The following is a 20,699-nucleotide window of genomic DNA, read 5'->3' as shown; positions in this document are numbered from 1 at the left end:
GGGGTTGCCGATGACGGCTCGAGCAAGCGCAGATCTTGCGCATTCCGCTGCAACTGTCGCTATTTCGCAGCAGCACCCAGTCTTTGCAGGGCTATTGCCTCGATAAATAAGAATTATTCTCATATAATTGTTACATCGCCAGCCTGTGACCCGCACGCCAGCCGTGCTGCCGCCCCTGCCTTACAGCGGGCCGTCATTGCCAGCTTCTTTGTTCAACCCTGTTGTCTGAAAGCTCGGCCCGTGGCTGCTCATCCCCCTTGCGACACGCATCGCGTGTCTTCGTCCCTCCCTGTGTCGCGCCCCTCCAGTGCCGCGCGCCAGCCGTTGGCCTTGCAACCCCTGGCACTGGCTGCACTGCTGTGTGTGGCCCAGGCAGCACAGGCCCAAAGCCCTGCAGCGGCCAGCTCCGGTCAGGCGACTGGCGCCGTGCAGGTGGCTGCGGCCGATGCGCCCTTGCTCAAGGAAATGGTGGTCAGTGGCTCGCGCTACGAGCAGGACCCCGACGAGCTGCCGATGAGCATTGATGTCATCAATGCCCGGCAGATGGAAGCGCAGCAGATGCGCGATATCCGCGATATTGCCCGCGACATGCCCAATGTCTCGGTCAAGCGCGCACCGGCGCGCTTCACCCTGGCGTCCAGCCCCACCGGCCGCGACCAGAACGCTGGCTTCAATATCCGGGGCTTGGACGGCAACCGCGTGCTGATGCTGGTCGATGGCATCCGCCTGCCGCGCAGCTATGTGTTCAGCGCCAATGCCTTTGGTCGTGACTACCTCGATGTCGGCATGGTCCAGCGGGTGGAAGTGGTGCGGGGGGCCACCTCGGCGCTCTATGGCTCCGACGGCATGGCAGGCTTGGTCAACTTCATCACCAATGATCCCCGCAACCTGCTCAAGGACGGCCAGACCTTTGGCGGCCGTGCCAGCGTAGGCTATGACAGCGAGAACACCGGCAAGAACCTGGGCCTGACCCTGGCTGGCAAGCCCAATGAGACGGTTGAATGGCTGCTGGGTGTGAACCTGGGCCGCAGCCGCGAGCTCAAGAACATGGGCGATATCGACACGCTCGATACGCGCCGTACCACACCGAATCCGCAGCGCGACAAGGATGCCTCGGTGCTGGGCAAGGTGATCGTGCGCCCCAATGCAGACCAGAAGCACACCTTCACCGTCGAGCATGTCGACAAGAAGGCCGACTACCAGCTCTACACCGCACGCACGGCGCCGCCGGTCACCGCCGCTACGGCCGTCATCGATTCCGGATCGTCGACCGACATGAAGCGCACGCGCGGCAGCTGGGCGGGCGAGTGGCGCAACCTGAGCACGCCCGCGTGGGATGACATCAAGGCCAGCCTGAGCTACCAGAATGCCGATTCGCGCGAGTTCATCTACGAAGACCGCCTGACCGCCGCCGACCGCACGCGCGATGTGACCTACCAGGAAAAGACCTGGCAGGCCAATGTGCAGGCCAGCAAGCTGCTGCGCGGCGATGCGGGCCTGGCGCAGAAGATCACCTACGGCGTCGACTATGTGCGCAGCGATGTCGAGAACCTGCAGACGGGTATCACGCCGCCGGTGGGCGAGACCTTCCCGCTCAAGCGCTTTCCCGATACCACCGAATCGAGCTGGGCCCTCTATGCGCAAGATGAGCTGGTGTTGGGCAACTGGACCTTCACGCCCGGCCTGCGCTACGACCATTTCAGCATCAAGGCCGACCAGGCCGGCTTTGGCGCCAATGCGGTGTCGCTGTCGGGCAATGCCACCTCGCCCAAGCTGGGTGTGATGTACCGGGTCGATCCGGCGTGGAGTGTTTTCGGCAACTACGCCAAGGGCTTCCGCGCGCCCAACGCCGGCCAGGTCAATGCCTTCTTTGAAAACCCGGTGGCCAATTACAAGACCATCCCCAACCCCGACCTGAAACCGGAAACCAGTCAGAACCTGGAGCTGGGTGTGCGTGGGCGGCTGGGCAATGTGGCGCTGGATGTGGCGGCATTCACCGGCCGCTACAAGGACTTTATCGACGACCTGGTGCAGGTGGGCGGTGTGGGTACCGCTGCTGATCCACTGGTGTTCCAGTCGGTCAACCGAGGCAAAGTCAACATCAGTGGCTTTGAAGTCAAGGGCGATGCCGATTGGGGGCGCTATGCCGGCATCGGCTGGAGCACACCGTTTTCCTGGGGCCGCACCCAGGGCCGTGACCGTACCAGCGCCGAGCCGCTGTCGTCCATCGATCCGCAGCGCTTTACCGTGGGCCTGCGTGCCGAGGCCGCCGTCTGGACAGCGCAGCTGGGTCTGAACTACACCCAGGGCAAAAAGGCCAAGGACACGACCAACCCTAGCGGTGGCACCCAGTTCCTGAACCCATCGGCCACCTTGGTGGACCTGACAGCGCAATGGCGCATTCGCAAGGACCTGCGCTTGAACGTGGGTATCTACAACCTGACCGACAAGAAGTACTGGCGCTGGTCCGATGTGCGTGGTCTCGCGTCCAGCTCAGGCGTTATCGATAGCTACACCCAGCCGGGCCGCTCGGCCAAGGTCAGCCTGGTCGCCGAGTTCTGAATCTGCCTCTGTGGGCAGCGTGCACGGTCTGCACGCTGCCGGTTTTTCCATAAGGAGTCCCCCCATGAATCCGTCTCTTTCTCCCGCCGCTGCGCCAGCCGCCTTGAGCGCGGCCCGTGCCGCAGACATCCGCCAGGCCTTTGCCGCAGAACGTGCCAAGGGCCTGCGCGCCAAGGAAGCGGCCGAAGCTGCCGGCACCAGCGAAGGCGAGGCGATTGCCGCCCATGCCCAGCAGTGGCAGCCGGAGGGCAGCAGCATGCAGGTGCAGGTACTGGCAGCACCCGGGGGCGCTTGGGTAGAGGTGCTCAAGGCGCTGGAAGCCTGCGGCCCGGTGATGGCCTTGACCCGCAATGCCAGCACCGTGCATGAGAAGACCGGCGTCTATGCCAACCTCAGCGCGGGCGGTGAGCTGGGGGCCCAGGTGGGTATTGCGCTGAACGAAGACATTGACCTGCGCCTGTTTTTTGCCAGCTGGCATGCCGGCTTTGCGGTAACCGAGACCTCCGCCCATGGCGGCAGCACGGTGCTGCGCAGCCTGCAGTTCTACAACCGCGCAGGCCGGGCAGTGCACAAGGTCTATGCCCGCGACGCCAGCGATCTGCAAGCCTGGCAGGCGCTGGTCGAGCGCTTTGCGGTGGCGGCGGGCGCCAGCGTGCCCGGCTTTGATGCGCCAGAGGCGCGCAAGCCCGTGAGCGTCTCTGCCGACAGCAGCGTGGATGTGCCCGCCCTGCAGGCCGCCTGGGCCGGCATGAAGGACACGCATGAATTCTTCAGCATCATCAAAAAAGCTGGCGCCGAGCGCCAGCAGTCCTTCCGCCTGGTGCAGGGCCAGTTTGCCTGGCCCCTGGCCAAAGACAGCGTGACCGCCTTGCTCAACGAGGCCAGCTTCTCGGCCACGCCGATCATGGTGTTTGTCAGCAGCGGCGGCTGCATCCAGATCCACAGCGGCCCGGTGCAGCGCATCGAACCGATGAGCAGCCCCAACGCCGAGTGGATCAATGTGCTGGACCAGGGCTTCAACCTGCATCTGCGCACCGATCTGATCGCCCATGCCTGGCTGGTGGAAAAGCCAACCAGCGATGGCACCGTCACCTCGGTCGAGCTGTTCGACGCCTATGGCGACCTGATGGCCATGTTCTTTGGCGCGCGCAAGCCCGGCAAGCCGGAGCTGGCGGGCTGGCGCGCGCTGGCAACCGGCCTGCCGCGCCTGAACGCCGAGCCGGTCAGCGCTTGAGGAGGGCAAGATGGCTTTATTGAATCGCCGTGATTGCCTGGCCTGGGCGGCTGGCGCTGCCGCTGCAGCCGTGGCGGGCCCGCTGTGGGCGCAGCCCGCCCGGCCGGTGGCCGATGCCGGTGCCAAATCGGTGCTGCAGCCCTTTGTCGGCGTGCAGCCCCAGGTGGCGGCCAAGCGCCTGGTTAGTTTGAGTGGTGCGCTCACCGAAATCGTCTACCTGCTGGGCGCCGAGCAACTGCTGGTGGGCAGCGACACCACCAGCAACTACCCGGAGGCCGCCGACAAGACGCCCAAGGTGGGCTATGTGCGCCAGTTGGCGGCCGAAGGCGTGCTCTCGCTCAAGCCCGATACAGTGATCGGCACGACCGAGGCCGGCCCGCCGGTGGTGCTGCAGCAGATTGCGCAGGCCGGCGTGACCGTGGCCCTGGTGCAGTCCGACCACAGCTGGGACGAGGTGCTGCGCAAGATCCGTTTGGTGGGCCAGGCCACCGGCAAGCAAGCCCAGGCCGAGCAGCTGGCGCAGCGCTTGCAGGCCGACTGGGACCAGACCCAGGCCCAGGTGCGTGCCAGTGTGGCGGCCGGGCGCGCGCCGCGTGCGCTGTTTGTGCTGTCGCACAGCGGCTCGCCCCAGGTCGCAGGCCAGGCCACGGCGGCCGATGCGCTGCTGCGCCTGGGCGGTGCCACCAATGTGATGCAGGGTTTCCAAGGCTACCGGCCGCTGACGGCCGAGGCCATGGCGCAGGCGGCGCCGCAGGTGATCGTGACCACGACGCAGGGCCTGGAGGCGGTGGGCGGTGCGGAGAAGTTCTGGGCCCGGCCCGAGCTGGCGCTGACCCCTGCGTTCAAGAACAAGACCATGGTGGCGCTGGAGGCAAGCCAGCTGCTGGGCTATGGCCCGCGCTTGCCGCAGGCCGTGCAGGCGCTGCACCAGGGCTTGCACGCCATCCAGCCATGAGCGAAGCGGCGCGTGTGCGCATCAGCGCGGGCGCCCCGCACAGCCAGCCGGCAGCAGCGGGTTTGCATGCGGTGGCGCCATCGCCAGCCCCCGCTGCGGGGGCGGCTGGCAGCGCCGCGCGCAAGCCCAGTCGGCGCCCGGCGCAGCGGCGCCTGGGCAAATCCAGCACCCTGGGCCTGATGGCCTTGCTGGTGCTGGCGGCCTTTGTGTTTGCGGCCGGGCAGGGCGCGTTTGCGATCGATGCGGCGCGCCTGCCGGGCATCACCTGGAACGCCTGGCTGCACTGGTGGCAGGGCGCGGGCGCTGCCAGCCCGGGCGCCAGCACCGAGCAACTGGTGTTTGCCACCATCCGCCTGCCGCGTCTCATCCTGGGCCTGGCAGCCGGTGCGGGCCTGGGGCTGGCCGGGGCGCTGATGCAGGGGCTGTTTCGCAATCCGCTGGCCGACCCGGGCCTGATTGGGGTCAGCAGCGGCGCGGCCTTGGCGGCGGCTGCGCTGATTGTGATGGGCGCGCTGTGGTTTCCGGCGCTGCCGCGCAGCCTGGGCAGTTGGCCGCTGATGCTGACCGCGTTTGGCGGCGGCCTGGTTACCACGTTTTTGATCTATGGCCTGTCCCAAACAGGGGGCGGCACGCGCATTGGCGTGATGCTGCTGGCGGGCGTGGCCATCAATGCGCTGGCGATGGCTGGGCTGGGCCTCCTGAGTTTTCTGTCCACCGATGAGCAGCTGCGCAACCTGCAGCTGTGGCTGATGGGCAGCCTGGGCAGCACGCGCTGGCCGGTGGCCATGGCGACCTGCGCCGTGGTGGCCGTGGCCCTGCTGATCGCCCAGCGCCTGGCCCAACCCCTCAATGCCATTGCCTTGGGCGAGGCCCAGGCCAGCCTGATGGGCGTGGGGGTGGAGCGCACCAAGCGCCTGGCCGTGGTGCTGGCCGCCCTGGTCGTGGGTTGCATCACGGCCGGCTGCGGCATGGTTGGCTTTATCGGTCTGGTGGCCCCGCACTGGGTGCGCATGCTGGCCGGGCCGGACCACCGGGTGGTGCTGCCCGCATCGGCCTTGCTGGGCGCTGCGATGGTGGTGTTTGCCGATGCCTTTGCGCGCACGGTGGTGGCGCCGGCCGAGCTGCCGCTGGGCGTGCTGACCGCCCTGGTCGGCGTGCCGCTGTTTTTGGCCATGCTGCGCCAGTTCCGGCGCCAGCTCTGAGGGAGGCTGCAGATGTTCAATCCCTTCAAAACTGGGGGCCCTGCCAAGCGGCCTGCGCCGCAGTCCGCATCCAGCGGGCCCGTCAGCAGCTGGCGCCTGGAGCACCTGGCCGTCGGCGTGCCCGGCGGCGATACCCTGGTGAGCCTGCACACCCGCATTGAGGCAGGCCGGGTCACCGCCATCGTCGGGCCCAATGGCGCGGGTAAATCCAGCCTGCTGAGCACGATGACGGGCCAGTGGCAGCCCCATGGTGGTCAGCTGCTTTTTGATGGGCAGCCGCTGGCACGCTGGTCGTCCGAGCAGCTGGCGCTGCGCCGCGCGATGATGATGCAGGACGGTGGCGTGGCCTTTGACTTTACGGTGCAGGAGGTGGTGGAGCTGGGGCGCTATACGCACCGGCTCCAGCCCAGCGCCGATGAGGCCGGCATTGTGGAGCGTGCGATGGCGCTGACCCAGGTCAGCGCCTTTGCCCAGCGCAGCGTGCGCAGCTTGTCAGGCGGGGAGCGGGCGCGCACGCATCTGGCGCGGGTGCTGGCCCAGCTCTGGGAGCCAGCAGCCTGCGGCGGCGCGCGCTGGCTGCTGCTTGACGAGCCCACCGCTGCGATGGACCTGGCCTGGCAGCACCAGACCATGGCTTTGCTGCGCGACTGGGCGCATGCGGGGCCGTCTGCCGGGGTGGGTGTGATTGCCGTGGTGCATGACATGAACCTGGCATTGCGCTATGCCGACGATGTGCTGCTGGTGCATGGTGGCGGCTGCCTGCATGGCACCGTACATGAGGTGTTGACACCCGAGACCATTGCCCAGGTCTGGGGCGTGGGCTGCTTTGCCACCCAGGCGCCGGATGGCACGGCCCAGTATCTGTTCGCGCAAACTTAAGCGGGCCTCAGCCCGCCGAGTTTGCTGATTGCGTGCTTGCTTATTCCAGCGGCTCGTCGTCGGGCGTGCACTGGCGCTTCAAGCTCTGCGCCTCATAGTCCAGCGTCTGCTTCATCGCGCCGCCCAGCAGTGCTGCATCGATGTGCAGATGAAAGTTGTCACCGGTATTGGTTTGCTTGGCCTGGGCCGTCAGCATCTTGCCGCAGGTCACCGTCCAGCTCTTGTTGTTCTTGTCCAAGAGCTTGCTGTCCTTGATGCGGCACTGGCTGAAATGCTTGGACAAGATCAGATCGGGGTAGAGAAAGCCTTCCTTGTCCACCAGCTCGGGGCCGATGCAGCGGTCCTTGGTGCGGGGGGCCTTGGCGGGTTTGTTGCCGATGGCCGATTTGGTCTCGGTCACGGAAAAAGCGCCCGGCTGGGCGGCTTGGGCGGGCAGGGCGGCCAGCAGCGCGGCACAGAGGCCGGCGCTGGCGATCCAGGTCAAAGTTGTGTTCATGCTTGAACTCCTGAGCGGCGGCCCATCCACACGGGGCCGTGATCGCTTGGTTATAGCAGGCGCGCATGCGGCCTGCTGTAAAGCTGTGCGAAGCAAGGGTAACGTTGCGCATCCCTACCGCGCAGCGTTAGGGAAAAAGCCAGGGGCCGCGATGGGCAGCCATCAGCAGCAATGGGCAGCGATTGGCTGCGCGCCGCTCACTCGTCCTGCTTGAGGTCCTGCAGCACCACGGCGGCAATCTCTTCGATGGACTTGTGCGTGGTCGACAGCCACTGGATGCCGGCGCGGCGCATCATCGATTCGGCCTCGGCCACTTCCATGCGGCAGTTCTGCAGGCTGGCATAGCGCGAGTCGGGGCGGCGCTCATTGCGGATCTGGGACAGGCGCTCGGGGGCAATGGTCAGGCCAAAGATCTTCTTCTTATAAGGCAGCAAGGCCGGGGGCAGCTGCTGGCGGTCAAAGTCTTCGGGGATCAGCGGGTAGTTGGCCACTTTGAGGCCAAACTGCATCGCCAGGTAGAGGCTGGTAGGCGTCTTGCCGCTGCGGCTCACCCCCACCAGGATCACATCGGCACCGGCCAGGTCATGGTTGGTCTGGCCGTCATCGTGCGCCAGGCTGAAGTTGATCGCCTCCATGCGGTCAAAGTATTCCTTGCTCTCGCTGATATCGGTAAAGCGGCCAATGCGGTGGTGCGACTTGGCGCCCAGCTCGTCTTCCAGCGGCTGGACAAAGGTGGCAAACATGTCCATCACCAGGCCCTTACAGTGCTCATGCACCACCTTGACCGTCTCGGGTTCGACCAAGGTTGTGAAAACAATGGGCTTTTTGCCTTCCTTGTCGGCCGTGTGGTTGATCTGGTGCACGGCCTGGTGGGCCTTGTCGACCGTGTCCACAAAGGGCAAGCGCACCGCACGGGTGGTGATGTCGAACTGCTTCATGATGGCGCGGCCAAAGGTCTCGGCTGTCACGCCGGTGCCATCAGAGATAAAGAAAATGGTGCGTTGGTGCATGTTGGGCCTAATGCTACATCGGCGGTAACGGGCGAATTCTGTCGCAGGCGGTGGACGGTTGCCTGCGGGGTTTGTCATTGTTGACCACGGTGTTCAGCAAGTCGCAAGCAAAACGGCGGCGGCACGCCTACAATGACGCCCATTATTCACATTTCCCGCATGTACTCCGGCCTACCAGTACAAATACAAAGCCAGATGTCCGAGCCCGCAGCGGCCGGGCAGGAGTCTATGCGTGCGTGCCATTGCCCCCACTGCGGCCATGGGCGCCCGAGCCAGTTTTTAACTTCCGGAGCTTCACCATGTCCAACCTCTACAGCGCGACCGCCCTGGTCGTACCGTTTGAGAACCTGAGAATGACCGACGTCGAGGTCGTAGGCGGCAAGAACGCCTCGCTCGGCGAAATGATCTCGCAACTGCCGCAAGGCGTGCGCGTGCCGACCGGCTTTGCCACGACGGCCCACGCCTTCCGCGAGTTCCTGGCCCACGAAGGCCTGGCTGACAAGATCAGCGCCAAGCTCGCGGCGCTGGATGTGGACGATGTGCGCGCGCTGGCCCAGGTCGGTGCCGAAATCCGAGCCATGGTCGAGGCCCAGCCTTTCCCGCTCGATCTGCAAAAAGCCATTGCCGAGGCCTTTGTGACTCTGCAAGCGGGCAATACCGAGGCCTCCTTTGCCGTGCGCTCGTCAGCTACCGCAGAAGACCTGCCTGACGCCTCTTTCGCCGGCCAGCAAGAAACCTTCCTCAACGTGGTGGGCATCGACGATGTGCTGCACAAGATGAAGGAAGTGTTTGCCTCGCTCTACAACGACCGCGCCATCTCCTACCGCGTGCACAAGGGCTTTGAGCACGACGTGGTGGCCCTGTCGGCCGGTGTGCAGCGCATGGTGCGCTCGGACAAGGGTGCCGCAGGCGTGATGTTCACCATTGACACCGAGTCGGGCTTTGACCAGGTGGTCTTCATCACCTCCAGCTACGGCCTGGGTGAGACCGTGGTGCAGGGCGCCGTGAACCCGGACGAGTTCTATGTGCACAAGCCCATGCTCGAAGCGGGCAAGCAGGCGCTGATCCGCCGCAACCTGGGCTCCAAGCTGCTGCAGATGGTGTTTGCAACGCCTGAAGAAAAAGCCGCCTCCGGCAAGCTGGTGAGCACCACCGATGTCAGCCCCGAGCTGCGCAACCGCTATTCGCTGACCGATGCCGAAGTGCAGGAGCTGGCGCAGTACGCGCTGGTGATCGAGAAGCACTATGCCCGCCCGATGGACATCGAATGGGGCAAGGACGGTACCGACGGCAAGCTCTACATTCTGCAGGCACGCCCTGAGACGGTGAAGAGCCAGTCCAAGGGCCAGGCCGAACAGCGCTACAAGCTCAAGGGCAGCGGCACCGTGCTGGCCGAAGGCCGTGCGATTGGCCAGAAGATCGGCACCGGCCGCGTGCGTCTGGTCTCCGACATCTCGCAGATGGACCAGGTCGAAGCCGGTGATGTGCTGGTGACCGACATGACCGACCCGAACTGGGAGCCGGTGATGAAAAAGGCCGCGGCCATCGTCACCAACCGCGGTGGCCGTACCTGCCACGCTGCCATCATTGCGCGCGAGCTGGGCATCCCTGCCGTCGTGGGCTGCGGCAATGCCACCGAGCTGCTGAAGAACGGCACCCTGGTGACGGTCAGCTGCGCAGAAGGCGACACCGGCCGCATCTATGACGGCCTGCTCGAAACCGAAGTGACCGAGGTCAAGCGCGGCGAGATGCCGCCCATCAAGACCAAGATCATGATGAACGTGGGCAACCCCCAGCTGGCCTTTGACTTTGCCCAGCTGCCTAACGATGGCGTGGGTCTGGCACGTCTGGAATTCATCATCAACAACAACATCGGCGTGCACCCCAAGGCCATCCTGGACTACCCCGCTGTGGATGCCGACCTGAAGAAGGCCGTTGAATCCGTGGCCCGTGGCCATGCCTCGCCGCGCGCGTTCTACGTGGACAAGATCACCGAAGGTGTGGCAACGATCGCTGCGGCGTTCTACCCCAAGCCGGTCATCGTGCGCATGTCGGACTTCAAGTCCAACGAGTACCGCAAGCTGATCGGTGGCAGCCGCTACGAGCCCGATGAAGAAAACCCGATGCTGGGCTTCCGTGGTGCGGCGCGCTACATCTCCAAGGATTTCGGCGAAGCCTTCAAGATGGAATGCGAGGCCTTGAAGCGCGTGCGCAACGACATGGGCCTGACCAATGTCAAGATCATGATCCCGTTTGTGCGCACGCTGGACCAGGCCAAGCGCGTGACCGAGTTGCTGGCGGCCAATGGCCTCCAGCGCGGCGAGAACGGTCTGGAGGTCATCATGATGTGCGAAGTGCCCTCGAACGCCATCCTGGCCGATGAGTTCCTGGAGTACTTCGACGGCTTCTCGATCGGCTCGAACGACCTGACCCAACTGACCCTGGGCCTGGACCGTGACTCCGGTCTGGAGCTGCTGGCCGCCGACTTTGACGAGCGCGACCCTGCCGTCAAGAAGATGCTCGAGCGCGCCATCACCGCCTGCCTGGCCCAGAACAAGTACGTCGGTATCTGTGGCCAGGGCCCTTCGGACCACCCGGACTTTGCGCAGTGGCTGGCGGACAAGGGCATTGCCTCGATCTCGCTGAACCCCGACAGCGTCATCGACACCTGGCAGCGCCTGGCCGCCAAGTAAGCGGCACTGCCCTGCCACCAGCACGGTGGCAGGCGCCTCACAAGGCGTCAAAATCAAAAAGCCAGTCAGAACCTCTGACTGGCTTTTTTACGTTCTCGGGATGCTGCAGCCGGCCAGGCCGGCTAAAGGCTCAGGCGCTCAGCTTGGCGGCCAGTGCGGCGACCTCGGCGCCCTGGGCAAAGGCCAGCTCCAGCTCGGGGGCAGATGGCTGGCGGGAGCCATCGGCACCGGCCAGCGTGGCGGCGCCGTAGGGCGAGCCGCCCTTGGCCTGCGACAGGTCAAACTGCGAGGGCAGGCCAAAGCCAGCGGGCACGATCACCATGCCGTGGTGGGCCAGGGTGTTCCAGAACGAGGTGACGGTGGTTTCCTGGCCACCCAGGGTGCCGGTGGAGGTGAACACGCTGCCGACCTTGCCCGACAGCGCGCCCTTGGCCCACAGGCCCCCGGTCTGGTCGAGGAAGCTGCGCATCTGGCCGCTCATATTGCCAAAACGGGTGGGGGTGCCAAAGATGATGGCGTCGTAGTCGGCCAGCTCGGCGGGCGTAGCCACAGCCGCTGCCTGGTCCACCTTGCCGCCGGCGGCCTGGAAGGCTTCCTGGGGCATGGTTTCGGGCACCCGCTTGATGACGACCTCGGTGCCCGCCACGCTGCGCGCGCCTTCGGCGATCTTGCCGGCCATGGTCTCGATGTGACCGTACATGGAATGGTAGAGAACCAGAACTTTAGCCATGGTGAATATTTCCTTTGTCGATAAATACGGACCGCAACCGCGGTGAGGAGCGCCTGCTTGCGATCTGTTTTTGGCGCCTGTATCCACTGTAGGGCTTGGCTGCTAGTTTGGGGTGCCGCTGGTTTGAACGCAGCGTTGCATGGATTTGAACAATCGCTGCAAGCCCACCCACCCGCCAACAGGCTGGCGGCCATCACCAGGCGCTGCGCCCCAGCAGCAGCTTGCACAGCGCCTGCACCTTGGGTGAGGCATGGCGTGTGCGCGGGTAAACCAGCGACAGCTCGCGGCTGCGGCCTTCGAGCGTGGGCAGCAGCCGCTCCAGCCGGCCATCGGCCAGTGCATCGCGCACCGCAAAGCCCATCACCTGGGCGACGCCCAGGCCGGCGATCGCGCCTTCTATCAAGGGGTCGCCACTGTCAAAGCGGATGGCATGGGGTGCGGGCCAGTCGATGGTGCTGCCATCGGGCAGGCGAAACTGCCAGGGCACGGCAAAACCCCGGTAGTGGTTGTAGACCGACAGGCAGCGGTGCCTGGCCAGCTCTTCCAGGTTTTGTGGCCGGCCATGGCGGGCCGTGTAGGCGGGAGATGCCACCGTCACCCAGTGCAGCGGCGGCAGTGGCCGGCCGATCATGCGGCTGTCGAGCAGGGGGCCAATGCGCACCGCGGCGTCATAGCCTTCATCCACCATGTCCACCAGGCGGTCGGTAAAGCTGGCCTCGATCTGCAGGCCCGGGTGCTGCTCTAGTAGCTGGCCGAGCAGGGGCGTCAGCACCACACGGCCCAGCACCGAGGGTGCTGTCATGCGCAGCACGCCGGTGGGCTCGCAGCGCCGGTCCAGCAGCTGCTGCCTGGCATCGTCCAGCCCGGCGATCAACGCGGCACTGCGGTCCACCAGCAGGCAGCCATCGGGAGTCAGCGACACATTGCGGGTATTGCGGTGCAGCAGGCGCGTGCCCAGCTCGGTCTCCAGCTGCGCAACGGCGCGGGAGATGCGCGACTGCGTGGTGCCCAGGCAGTGCGCGGCCTGGGTAAAGCTCTTGTGCTCCGCCACCTTGATCAGCATCTGTACTGCGTTCAAATCCATGGGGCTGCTCCTGCCAACTATTGATTCATTTTTGCATAAGTAAAAGATGGGTTTGCTATTTATCTTCGTTATTGATTTAAATACCATGCTGCCATGACCGGTCATCACCCGCCTGCAGCTGCTGCCTCAGCACTGCAGGTTCGTATGTTTTGGAGTGATGAAGTGACCCTTGAAAAACCTTTGCACCCCGCTGGGGTGCTGCGCCATCCGCGCGCCGCGCTGGCCCTGCTGTCGTTTGCGCAGCTGCTGATTGCGCTCGATGCGACGATTGTCTTTGTTGCGCTCGACGCCATGGGCCAGCAGCTGCAGCTCGATGCCCGCCACCTGCAATGGGTCATCAGCGGCTACAGCGTGGCCTTTGGCGGCTGCCTGCTGCTGGGCGGGCGCTGTGCGGACCTGCTGGGCCAGCGCCGCATGTATGTGGCAGCGATGGCGCTGTTTGGCCTGGCCTCCTTCGCTGGCGGCTTTGCGCAGCTGCCCTGGCAACTGGTGGCGGCGCGTGCCGGGCAGGGCGTGGCAGCGGCGCTGCTGTTCCCGGCCACCTTGTCGATGATCAATACCTTGTATGCCGCAGGCGCTGAGCGCAACCGCGCGCTGGCCGTGTGGAGCATGGCCAGTGCTGGAGGCCTGGCGGCCGGTGCCTTGCTGGGCGGCCTGCTCACCCAGACCCTGGGCTGGCACTGGGTGCTCTGGGTGCTGGTGCCGATTGCCTGGCCTTGCGCGATTGCCGCAGGCCGCTACCTGCCGGCGATGCCTGCAGTGCCCGCTGCGCAGCGGCGTTTTGACCTGCTGGGCTGCATCAGCGTGACCGTGGGTGCCAGCGCCTTGGTGGCGCTGCTGGTGCAGGGCCCGCAATGGGGTTGGGCTGACTGGCGCACGGCGGGCCTGCTGCTGCTGGCGCTGGCCGCGCTGGGCCTGTTCTGGCGCACCGAGGCGCGGGTGGCAGCGCCCTTGATGCCACTGGCCATGCTGCGGGTGGGCAGCTTGCAGACCAGCATGCTGCTGGCCATGCTGTTCATGAGCAGCTATGGCGTGCAGTACTACTTTCTGGGCCTGTATTTCCAGCAGGTGCTGGGCTGGAGCCCGCTGCAGGCCGGCCTGGCCTTTGTGCTGCCAACGGCGGTGTGCACCTGGGGCATACGCCTGGCCGAGCGCGGCCTGGCGCAGCAGGGCACACGCAGCGTGCTGCTGCGGGGCTGGGCGGCCGGTGTGCTGGGCATGGTCTGGATTGCAGCGGTGCTGCCGCTGGCGGGCAACTATGCCTGGCTGGTGCCCGGCTTTGTGGTGATGAGCCTGGGCCAGGGCGCCAGCTGGACCGGCATGTGGGTCCTCGTGGGCCAGGGCATTGTGCCGGCGCGCCAAGGCGTGGCATCGGGGGTGGCCGCCACCGCGCAGCAGGTGGGCGCGGCGCTGGGCCTGGCCTTGCTGGTAATGCTGGCAGCAGCGCCGCTGGCCGGCCTGGAAGGGGCCAGCGCCGAGACCCTGCGCCAGGCCAATGCCCAGGGCCTGCAGCATGCGCTCTGGGGCGCGGCGGGCCTGGCCTTGCTGGCCTGGCTGGTCTGCCTGCGCATGGCCAAGCCGCAGGCGCAGTCACTCACCGATGCCCAGCCGGTGGGCGACAGCAGTAGCGCTTGCGCCTGAGCCTGTTCTAAGCGGCTACAGGGGTTGGACCAGGTAGACGCAGCGCTGGCCGCCTTCGAGCAGGTATTCGCTGCGCTCCAAGGTCGCGAGGCCTTCGACCACCTCCTGGAACAGCGCCTGCTCCGAACGGCAAAAGCCCCGGCAGCTTTGCGCCGCCGCGCAGATGGGGCAGTGGTGCTCCACCAGCAGCCAGCCTTGGGGATGGGGCTCGACATGGGCCATATAGCCCTCTTGCGTGCGGACCTCGGCCAGCTGGGCCAGGCGCTCGGGCAGGCCGGGGGCGGTGCAGGCCTGGCGGTAGCGGCTGCGTGATTGCGCTTCACGCTCGCTGATCAGGCCGTCCATGCCCTGCTGGCCAAACAGTTTTTCGATCGCGCCAATCAGCTGCGCCGTGAGCTGGGCATGGGCGTCGGGGAAGTAGCGCTGGCCCGCTGCGGTCAAGGTCCACAACTGGCGCGGCCGGCCCGCACCGGCCGGCTTTTGCAGATCGGCCTGCACGAGGCCCTGGTCGGCCAGCTTGTTGATCTGCTGGCGCGCGGCCTCGGCCGTCATCTGCAGCGCGCGCGCCAGGTCGGCGGTGCTGGCGGGGGCCTGGCGCTTGAGGGCCTCGAGCATGCGCATGGTGGACGAGGGATCGATGGGGGTCGATGGCATTTATTTATACAAGTGATAGCTTGTTTTATTATTTGGGGCGGGGAATTATCAAAGACAATGCTTGCATTATTTCATAACCAGGAATGGCATGGCATCGTCCTCTTCATCACCCCTCACCACGGCCGCTGTGCCGGTGCCCGAAGCAGCTGCCGGCTGGGCCCAGCTGCTGGGCCGGCCCCATGGTCTCAAGGCGCTGGCGCTGACCGGCGCGGTCGCCATGCATGCGATCAATGTGCATATCGTCACCACCATCCTGCCCTCGGTGGTGCAGGAGATTGGCGGCCTCGCCTGGTATGCCTGGAGCACCACCTTGTTTGTTGTGGCCTCGATCATTGGCGCGGCGCTGGCGGTGCGCATGCTGGCCCGCTGGGGCGCGCGCGGTGCCATGCTGGCGGGCCTGCTGGTGTTTGGCCTGGGCAGCCTGCTGTGTGCAACCGCGCCATCCATGCCGATGCTGCTGCTGGGCCGCGCGGTGCAGGGCCTGGGCGGTGGCGCGGTGGGGGCACTGAGCTATACCTTGATCCGGCTGGTGTTTCCACCCGCGCTGTGGCCGCGTGCCATTGGGCTGATCTCGGCCATGTGGGGTGTGGCCACGCTCAGCGGTCCCGCGGTGGGCGGCCTGTTTGCCCAGGCCGGCCAATGGCGCCTGGCCTTTGGCGCCTTGCTGCCCTTGCTGGTGCTGCAAATGCTGCTGGTGCAGCGCCAGCTGGCACCGCAGCGCCTGCTGCGCAGCACACCCGCGCAGGATGGCGGCATTGCCGGGTCGCAGATCGCGCTGCTGGCGCTGTCGGTGCTCTTGGTGGCTGCCGCCAGTGTGGTGACTGCGCCGCTCTGGCAATGGCTGCTGAGCGCAGCCGGCTTGCTGGCCGGTGCGGCCGCGATCTGGCATGAGCGCCGCGCCCGCCGCCGCTTGCTGCCCCAGGGCGGCACGGCGCTCGGTCAGCCGCTGGGCATGCTGTACGCCGCCGTCGCCTTGCTGCTGGTGGGCACGATGACGGAGGTGTTTGTGCCCTATCTGCTGCAGCACCTGCATGGCCTGCAGCCTTTGACAGCCGGCTATGTGACGGCCTTGCTTGCGGGCGGCTGGTCCGTGGCCTCGGTGCTGTTCTCGGGCAAGAGCGGCCGGGCGGGCCGGGCGCTGATGCTGATCGGACCGGTGCTTTGCACCTTGGCCTTGGTGGCCTTGGCGCTTGCGATGCCCTGGCAGGGGATGGCGGCCCTGGTGGTCTGCGGCATCGCGCTGGCCGTGCTGGGATTGGGGGTGGGCATGGCCTGGCCCCATGTGCTCAATGCCATCATGCACAGCGCCAGTGCGCAGGAGGCCGACAGCGCCGCCTCGGGCATCACGACGGTGCAACTCTATGGCATGGCGGTTGGCGCGGCGCTGGTGGGCCTGGTAGCCAATGCGCTGGGGCTGACGGCGCTGGCCGAACCGGCAGCGCTGGGCCGCTCCGCGCTCTGGTTGTTTGCGGTGTTTGCGCTGTTCCCGGCGCTGGCGGCCTGGTCGCTGCGGCGGTTTTTGCGCCGTGCTGCAGCGCTCTGAGGCATAAAAAAACAGCGGAGCCACCTGGGTGGTCTCCGCTGTTGTGGCGGTGCTGGAGCGGCTGTTTAGCCTAGCAGCAGCGCATCATCGGCGAGCTTTTCGCCGCGCACCTTCTCGAACATCTGCAGCAGATCGGGCACGTCCATCTGGGCGCGCTCCTCACCGCTGACGTCGAGGACCACCTGGCCCTGGTGCAGCATGACGGTGCGGTCGCCCACGTCGAGCGCCTGGCGCATGCTGTGGGTCACCATCATCGTGGTTAGCTGACCTTCCTCGACGATGCGGGCGGTGAGCTTGAGCACAAAGTCGGCGGTGCGCGGATCGAGCGCGGCGGTGTGCTCGTCGAGCAGCAGAATGCGCGAAGGCTGGAGCGCTGCCATCAGCAGGCTCACGGCCTGGCGCTGGCCGCCCGAGAGCAGGCCGATGCGGTCGGTCAAACGGTTTTCCAGGCCCAGGCCCAGGGTGGCGAGCTTTTCGCGGTAGAGCGCACGGTTGGCTTGCTTGACGGCCTTGGACAGGCCGCGAAAGTTGCCGCGCTCATGCGCCAGGGCCATGTTCTCTTCGATCGACAGGTCTTCGCAGGTGCCGGCCATCGGGTCCTGGAACACGCGGGCCACCTTGTGCGCGCGGTCCCAGACGGGCTTGCGCGTCATATCTTCACCGTCGATGACGATGCTGCCCGAGTCGACCATCAGGTCGCCGGAGATGGCGTTCAAAAAGGTCGATTTGCCCGCGCCATTGGAGCCGATGACGGTGACGAACTGGCCGGCGGGAATATCCAGCGCCATGCCACGCAGCGCGCGGGTTTCGATCGGGGTGCCGGGGTTGAAGGTGATCTTGAGGTCTTTTGCGCTCAGCATGTCTCTCTCCTTGTCAGTGCTTTTTCGCAAAACGACGTTTGAGCTGGGGGATGACCAGCGCGATCGTGACCAGCAAGGCGGTCACCAGGTTCAGATCCTGGGCCTTGAGGCCGATGAAATCGCTGTTGAGTGCCAGTGCAATGAAGAAGCGGTAGACGATGGCGCCGAGGACCACGGCCAGGGTGGCCCAAATCAGCTTGCGCGAAGGCAGGATGGATTCGCCCACGATCACTGCTGCCAGACCGATCACGATGGTGCCAATGCCCATCGAGCTGTCGGCGCCGCCTTGGGTCTGCGCAAACAGTGCGCCGGCCAGGCCGACCAGGCCGTTGGAGACCGCCATGCCCAGCAGGATCATGCCGCCGGTGTTGACGCCCTGCGCGCGGGCCATGCGGGCATTGGTGCCGGTGGCGCGAATGGCCAGGCCCCGTTCGGTCAGGAAGAACCAGTCCATCGCCAGCTTGGCGAGCACCACAATCGCGCACATCAGCAGCGGGCGGAATACATAGTCTTCGATGCCGGCCGGCTGCAGCTGGTTGAAGAGGGTGGGGTCGTTGATCAGCGGCACATTGGGGCCGCCCATGATGCGCAGGTTGATGGAGTACAGCGCGATCATCATCAAGATGGAGGCGAGCAGGTCCATGATCTTGAGCTTGACGTTGAGCCAGCCGGTGATCAGGCCAGCCACTGCGCCGGCCAAGGTGGCGCCGATGGTGGCCAGAAACGGGCTGTAGCCGCCGGTGATCATCACCGCGCAGACGGCCGCGCCCAGGGGGAAGCTGCCATCGACCGTCAGGTCAGGAAAGCGCAGCAGGCGAAAGGAGATGAACACACCGAGCGCGACCAGCGCAAAGATCAGGCCGATCTCGATGGCTCCCAAAAATGAAAATAAGGTCATGGAGTTTTCTTATCAGAGCTAGTCCGGATAACAAACAAGCCCCGCTTCTGGCGGGGCTGCGTCTTGTCACCCCCTGGGCTGTGCGGGTTGCACAGCCACAGGTGAGGCGGCATCCATCACTGAATGACTTTGGCAGCCGACTTGATCAGCTCGTCGGACAGCTTGATGCCTTGCTTCTCAGCGGCACCGGGGTTCACATGCAGTTCCATCTTGCTGGAGACTTCGGTCTTGATGTCGCCGGGCTTTTCACCCTTGAGGATACGCGCCACCATGCGGCCGGTCTGCTCGCCCAGATCGCGGTAGTTGATACCCAGGGCCGCCACGGCGCCACGGGCGACGGAATCGGTGTCCGAGGCCACCAGCGGCAGCTTGGAATCCTGGCCGACCTTGACCAGGGCTTCATAGGACGACACCACGTTGTTGTCGGTGTTGGTATAGATCACATCGGCCTTGCCCACCAGCGAGCGCGCTGCGCTGGAGACATCGACCGAGCGGGGCGCGGCTGCTTCGACCAGGGTCATGCCCATCTTGGGCAGCAGCTCCTTGAGTTCCTTGACCACCACGGCAGAGTTGGCCTCGCCGGGGTTGTAGACCATGCCCACGCGCTTGGCATTGGGCACCACTTTCTTGAGCAGCTCCATCTGCTTGTCCAGCGCCAGCAGGTCGGAGACACCGGTCACGTTGTTCTTCGATGGCTCCCAGCTGGGCACCAGCTTGGCGGCCACGGGGTCGGTCACTGCAGAGAACACCACCGGCACGGTCTTGGTGGCGGCGACGACGGCTTGGGCCGATGGCGTGGCGATGGCCACGATGGCATCGGGCTTGTCACCGACAAACTTGCGGGCGATCTGCGCGGCGGTGCCAGGGTTGCCCTGGGCGCTTTGGTACTGCCACTTGAGGTTCTTGCCTTCTTCGAAACCCTCGGCCTTGAGTGCCGCCTTGACGCCGTCGCGCACGGCGTCCAGCGCAGGGTGTTCCACGATGGCCGTCACGGCCACCGATTTCTGGTCTGCTGCCTGTGCGGGCGCGATGGCCGCGATTGCCAGTGCCACTGCGCCCAAGGGGGCCCAAGCCAATTTCTTCATGCGTATATCTCCGCCAAATATGTTGAATTGCGTTTGCAGCACTGCTGCTTGATCCGCCCCCTGTAACAACAGGTGGCAAACAGGTAGCAGCAGTCTACACCCCACCACCCATGGGATGACACATTTGTGATCTATGGGATTGCCCTAGTTGCAGCCCTGCCTGAAAAGCTGTGTTGGCTTGCGCAAGTTGGCGCATGCTTGCAGCTAAATTTCATTTAATAGTCTTTTTAATCAATAAAAATGTGTCTGGCTGAAAAATATGCAGCGCTCTGGCAATAAAACTGTGCCTGAAATTTGGCCTGCGGCAAGCCTGTGACCTGCCGATTTTGCGCACCCAGGGTATTCACCGAGGCGGGGCTTCCTGGTCGGGCGCGGCCCATTGCAAGGCGGCCTTGAGCAGGTTCTGGCGTGTCGCCAACTGCTCCAGCGCTGTGCGCAACTCCGGCTCCAGCTCGCTGCGGCGGCTGAGGATGGAAAAGGACTTGGGGCCGGGTCCTGCCACCATCGCCCATTGGTAGTGGGGGTCGAGGGCCACGACGTAGTAGCTGACACCAAAGGGCCCAAAGCGGCTGATGCTGAAATGCACCGGCATCGGCAGCTGGTAGTGGCTGCTCAGCGCCGCGCCCTTGGCATCGACCGGGGCCATATAGTCCTGCCGGCGGTCCCAGCGGTTGGAGAGCGGATCGTAGGAGGTGGCGATCACCCGCACGCCGCCGTCGTAACGTTGCAGGAACTCATAGCGCTCGCGCGTGCGCAGCGCATCTTGCGGCTCCTCGACCTTGGCGGCCTTGTACCACAGGCCCATAAAGCGCTCCAGATCGAGGTCGGTGGCCGATACCAGAGGCGCGGGGGCGGACGCTGCTGCGGGAGCGGATGGCGCTGCGGCCTTGGATGCTACAGGTGCAGGGGGGCGCTTGGCGCGTTTGCTGGGCGCTGCGGGCGCTGTGCCGACGGCCGCAGGGGCTGCGTGGCTGGCGCTGGCCCAGACCAGACCGGCCAGCAGTACACACATGAGCTTGCGCAGAAGAGGGGTCTGGGCAACACCCGCCAGATCCCGGACCTGGCAGGGCCCGGGTCGGGCTGAACGGCGGGAAAAGCGGGACCAGACAAACATAGGCCATTGTCCGCACGCCCGTCAGGGCGCGCTTGTCGGCCAAATTCGGCAATCCATTG

General features: G+C 65.5%; 17 protein-coding genes. 8 read left to right on the top strand and 9 right to left on the bottom strand.

Annotated elements, in window-relative coordinates:
* The first annotated feature begins 273 nt into the window (after positions 1 to 273).
* From WH303_RS16735 to WH303_RS16715, 5 genes are all read left to right on the top strand, one after another.
* Positions 274 to 2,562 carry a TonB-dependent hemoglobin/transferrin/lactoferrin family receptor gene (locus WH303_RS16735; protein WP_339519878.1) on the top strand — a complete coding sequence of 763 codons (2,289 nt, stop codon included), beginning with the start codon at positions 274 to 276 and terminating at the stop codon, positions 2,560 to 2,562.
* A 64-nt stretch (positions 2,563 to 2,626) separates the two neighbouring features.
* On the top strand, positions 2,627 to 3,796 hold the full coding sequence (locus tag WH303_RS16730; protein ID WP_339519877.1) for a hemin-degrading factor: 1,170 nt from the start codon (positions 2,627 to 2,629) through the stop codon (positions 3,794 to 3,796).
* Positions 3,797 to 3,806: 10 nt separating this feature from the next.
* A complete protein-coding gene (locus tag WH303_RS16725) occupies positions 3,807 to 4,751 on the top strand; it encodes a heme/hemin ABC transporter substrate-binding protein (protein WP_339519876.1) in 945 nt (314 codons plus the stop codon).
* Positions 4,748 to 5,953: a FecCD family ABC transporter permease gene (locus WH303_RS16720; protein WP_445228300.1), complete on the top strand. Its 1,206-nt coding sequence runs from the start codon at positions 4,748 to 4,750 to the stop codon at positions 5,951 to 5,953. The genes WH303_RS16725 and WH303_RS16720 overlap by 4 nt, the downstream gene beginning before the upstream one ends.
* A 12-nt stretch (positions 5,954 to 5,965) precedes the next feature.
* Positions 5,966 to 6,832 (top strand): heme ABC transporter ATP-binding protein, encoded by an 867-nt coding sequence (locus tag WH303_RS16715; RefSeq protein WP_339519874.1) that lies wholly within the window; start codon positions 5,966 to 5,968, stop codon positions 6,830 to 6,832.
* Positions 6,833 to 6,872: 40 nt separating this feature from the next.
* Here WH303_RS16715 and WH303_RS16710 read toward each other — a convergent pair whose 3' ends face one another.
* Both WH303_RS16710 and ppsR read right to left on the bottom strand, forming a co-directional pair.
* Positions 6,873 to 7,328: a hypothetical protein gene (locus WH303_RS16710; protein WP_148293148.1), complete on the bottom strand. Its 456-nt coding sequence runs from the start codon at positions 7,326 to 7,328 to the stop codon at positions 6,873 to 6,875.
* Positions 7,329 to 7,525: 197 nt separating this feature from the next.
* Positions 7,526 to 8,338, bottom strand: a complete 813-nt coding sequence (gene ppsR, locus WH303_RS16705) for a posphoenolpyruvate synthetase regulatory kinase/phosphorylase PpsR (RefSeq protein WP_021026838.1) — start codon at positions 8,336 to 8,338, stop codon at positions 7,526 to 7,528.
* Positions 8,339 to 8,637: 299 nt separating this feature from the next.
* Here ppsR and ppsA point away from each other — a divergent pair, with 299 nt between their 5' ends.
* Entirely contained in the window at positions 8,638 to 11,031 is a 2,394-nt protein-coding gene (gene ppsA / locus WH303_RS16700; protein WP_021026839.1) for a phosphoenolpyruvate synthase, read from the top strand.
* A gap of 130 nt (positions 11,032 to 11,161) precedes the next feature.
* On the opposite strand, the gene wrbA is transcribed toward ppsA, so the two are convergent.
* Both wrbA and WH303_RS16690 read right to left on the bottom strand, forming a co-directional pair.
* The gene (gene wrbA / locus WH303_RS16695; protein ID WP_339519870.1) at positions 11,162 to 11,761 is read right to left on the bottom strand and encodes an NAD(P)H:quinone oxidoreductase; all 600 of its coding nucleotides are present in this window, start codon (positions 11,759 to 11,761) and stop codon (positions 11,162 to 11,164) included.
* Positions 11,762 to 11,954: 193 nt separating this feature from the next.
* Positions 11,955 to 12,845, bottom strand: coding sequence for a LysR family transcriptional regulator (locus WH303_RS16690; RefSeq protein ID WP_339519869.1), 891 nt, complete (start codon positions 12,843 to 12,845; stop codon positions 11,955 to 11,957).
* Positions 12,846 to 13,007: 162 nt separating this feature from the next.
* Here WH303_RS16690 and WH303_RS16685 point away from each other — a divergent pair, with 162 nt between their 5' ends.
* Complete coding sequence (locus WH303_RS16685) at positions 13,008 to 14,486, top strand: MFS transporter (protein ID WP_339519868.1); 1,479 nt, start codon at positions 13,008 to 13,010, stop codon at positions 14,484 to 14,486.
* 15 nt (positions 14,487 to 14,501) lie between these two features.
* Here the strand turns inward: WH303_RS16685 and WH303_RS16680 are convergent, their stop codons facing one another.
* A complete protein-coding gene (locus WH303_RS16680; protein ID WP_339519867.1) occupies positions 14,502 to 15,140 on the bottom strand; it encodes a helix-turn-helix transcriptional regulator in 639 nt (212 codons plus the stop codon).
* A gap of 88 nt (positions 15,141 to 15,228) precedes the next feature.
* On the opposite strand from WH303_RS16680, the gene WH303_RS16675 reads away from it, so the two are divergent.
* Positions 15,229 to 16,683: an MFS transporter gene (locus tag WH303_RS16675; protein ID WP_339519865.1), complete on the top strand. Its 1,455-nt coding sequence runs from the start codon at positions 15,229 to 15,231 to the stop codon at positions 16,681 to 16,683.
* 65 nt (positions 16,684 to 16,748) lie between these two features.
* Here the strand turns inward: WH303_RS16675 and WH303_RS16670 are convergent, their stop codons facing one another.
* The 4 genes from WH303_RS16670 to WH303_RS16655 form a co-directional block, all read right to left on the bottom strand.
* Positions 16,749 to 17,543: an ABC transporter ATP-binding protein gene (locus tag WH303_RS16670; RefSeq protein WP_021025996.1), complete on the bottom strand. Its 795-nt coding sequence runs from the start codon at positions 17,541 to 17,543 to the stop codon at positions 16,749 to 16,751.
* Positions 17,544 to 17,556: 13 nt separating this feature from the next.
* Positions 17,557 to 18,441 carry an ABC transporter permease gene (locus WH303_RS16665; protein WP_021025995.1) on the bottom strand — a complete coding sequence of 295 codons (885 nt, stop codon included), beginning with the start codon at positions 18,439 to 18,441 and terminating at the stop codon, positions 17,557 to 17,559.
* Between the two features lie 116 nt (positions 18,442 to 18,557).
* On the bottom strand, positions 18,558 to 19,526 hold the full coding sequence (locus WH303_RS16660) for an ABC transporter substrate-binding protein (RefSeq protein ID WP_021025994.1): 969 nt from the start codon (positions 19,524 to 19,526) through the stop codon (positions 18,558 to 18,560).
* 343 nt (positions 19,527 to 19,869) lie between these two features.
* Positions 19,870 to 20,538 (bottom strand): lipocalin family protein, encoded by a 669-nt coding sequence (locus WH303_RS16655; RefSeq protein ID WP_339519861.1) that lies wholly within the window; start codon positions 20,536 to 20,538, stop codon positions 19,870 to 19,872.
* Between the last annotated feature and the right edge of the window lie 161 nt (positions 20,539 to 20,699).

It is taken from the genome of Comamonas sp. MYb69 (genome assembly GCF_037479315.1).
In the GTDB taxonomy this organism is placed as follows: Bacteria; Pseudomonadota; Gammaproteobacteria; order Burkholderiales; family Burkholderiaceae_C; genus Comamonas.
The sequence above is the reverse complement of the archived record's forward strand: the minus strand, read 5'-3'. Positions and strand labels throughout refer to the sequence as shown.

What these genes read in the sequence shown, in the direction of transcription:
- WH303_RS16690 (WP_339519869.1), bottom strand. Translation starts at nt 12,845, where the DNA reads ATGGATTTGAACGCAGTACAGATGCTGATCAAGGTGGCGGAGCACAAG.
- WH303_RS16720 (WP_445228300.1), top strand. Translation starts at nt 4,748, where the DNA reads ATGAGCGAAGCGGCGCGTGTGCGCATCAGCGCGGGCGCCCCGCACAGC.
- WH303_RS16680 (WP_339519867.1), bottom strand. Translation starts at nt 15,140, where the DNA reads ATGCCATCGACCCCCATCGATCCCTCGTCCACCATGCGCATGCTCGAG.
- WH303_RS16710 (WP_148293148.1), bottom strand. Translation starts at nt 7,328, where the DNA reads ATGAACACAACTTTGACCTGGATCGCCAGCGCCGGCCTCTGTGCCGCG.
- wrbA (WP_339519870.1), bottom strand. Translation starts at nt 11,761, where the DNA reads ATGGCTAAAGTTCTGGTTCTCTACCATTCCATGTACGGTCACATCGAG.
- WH303_RS16665 (WP_021025995.1), bottom strand. Translation starts at nt 18,441, where the DNA reads ATGACCTTATTTTCATTTTTGGGAGCCATCGAGATCGGCCTGATCTTT.
- WH303_RS16675 (WP_339519865.1), top strand. Translation starts at nt 15,229, where the DNA reads ATGGCATCGTCCTCTTCATCACCCCTCACCACGGCCGCTGTGCCGGTG.
- WH303_RS16715 (WP_339519874.1), top strand. Translation starts at nt 5,966, where the DNA reads ATGTTCAATCCCTTCAAAACTGGGGGCCCTGCCAAGCGGCCTGCGCCG.
- WH303_RS16655 (WP_339519861.1), bottom strand. Translation starts at nt 20,538, where the DNA reads ATGTGTGTACTGCTGGCCGGTCTGGTCTGGGCCAGCGCCAGCCACGCA.
- WH303_RS16660 (WP_021025994.1), bottom strand. Translation starts at nt 19,526, where the DNA reads ATGAAGAAATTGGCTTGGGCCCCCTTGGGCGCAGTGGCACTGGCAATC.
- WH303_RS16730 (WP_339519877.1), top strand. Translation starts at nt 2,627, where the DNA reads ATGAATCCGTCTCTTTCTCCCGCCGCTGCGCCAGCCGCCTTGAGCGCG.
- ppsA (WP_021026839.1), top strand. Translation starts at nt 8,638, where the DNA reads ATGTCCAACCTCTACAGCGCGACCGCCCTGGTCGTACCGTTTGAGAAC.
- WH303_RS16725 (WP_339519876.1), top strand. Translation starts at nt 3,807, where the DNA reads ATGGCTTTATTGAATCGCCGTGATTGCCTGGCCTGGGCGGCTGGCGCT.
- ppsR (WP_021026838.1), bottom strand. Translation starts at nt 8,338, where the DNA reads ATGCACCAACGCACCATTTTCTTTATCTCTGATGGCACCGGCGTGACA.
- WH303_RS16670 (WP_021025996.1), bottom strand. Translation starts at nt 17,543, where the DNA reads ATGCTGAGCGCAAAAGACCTCAAGATCACCTTCAACCCCGGCACCCCG.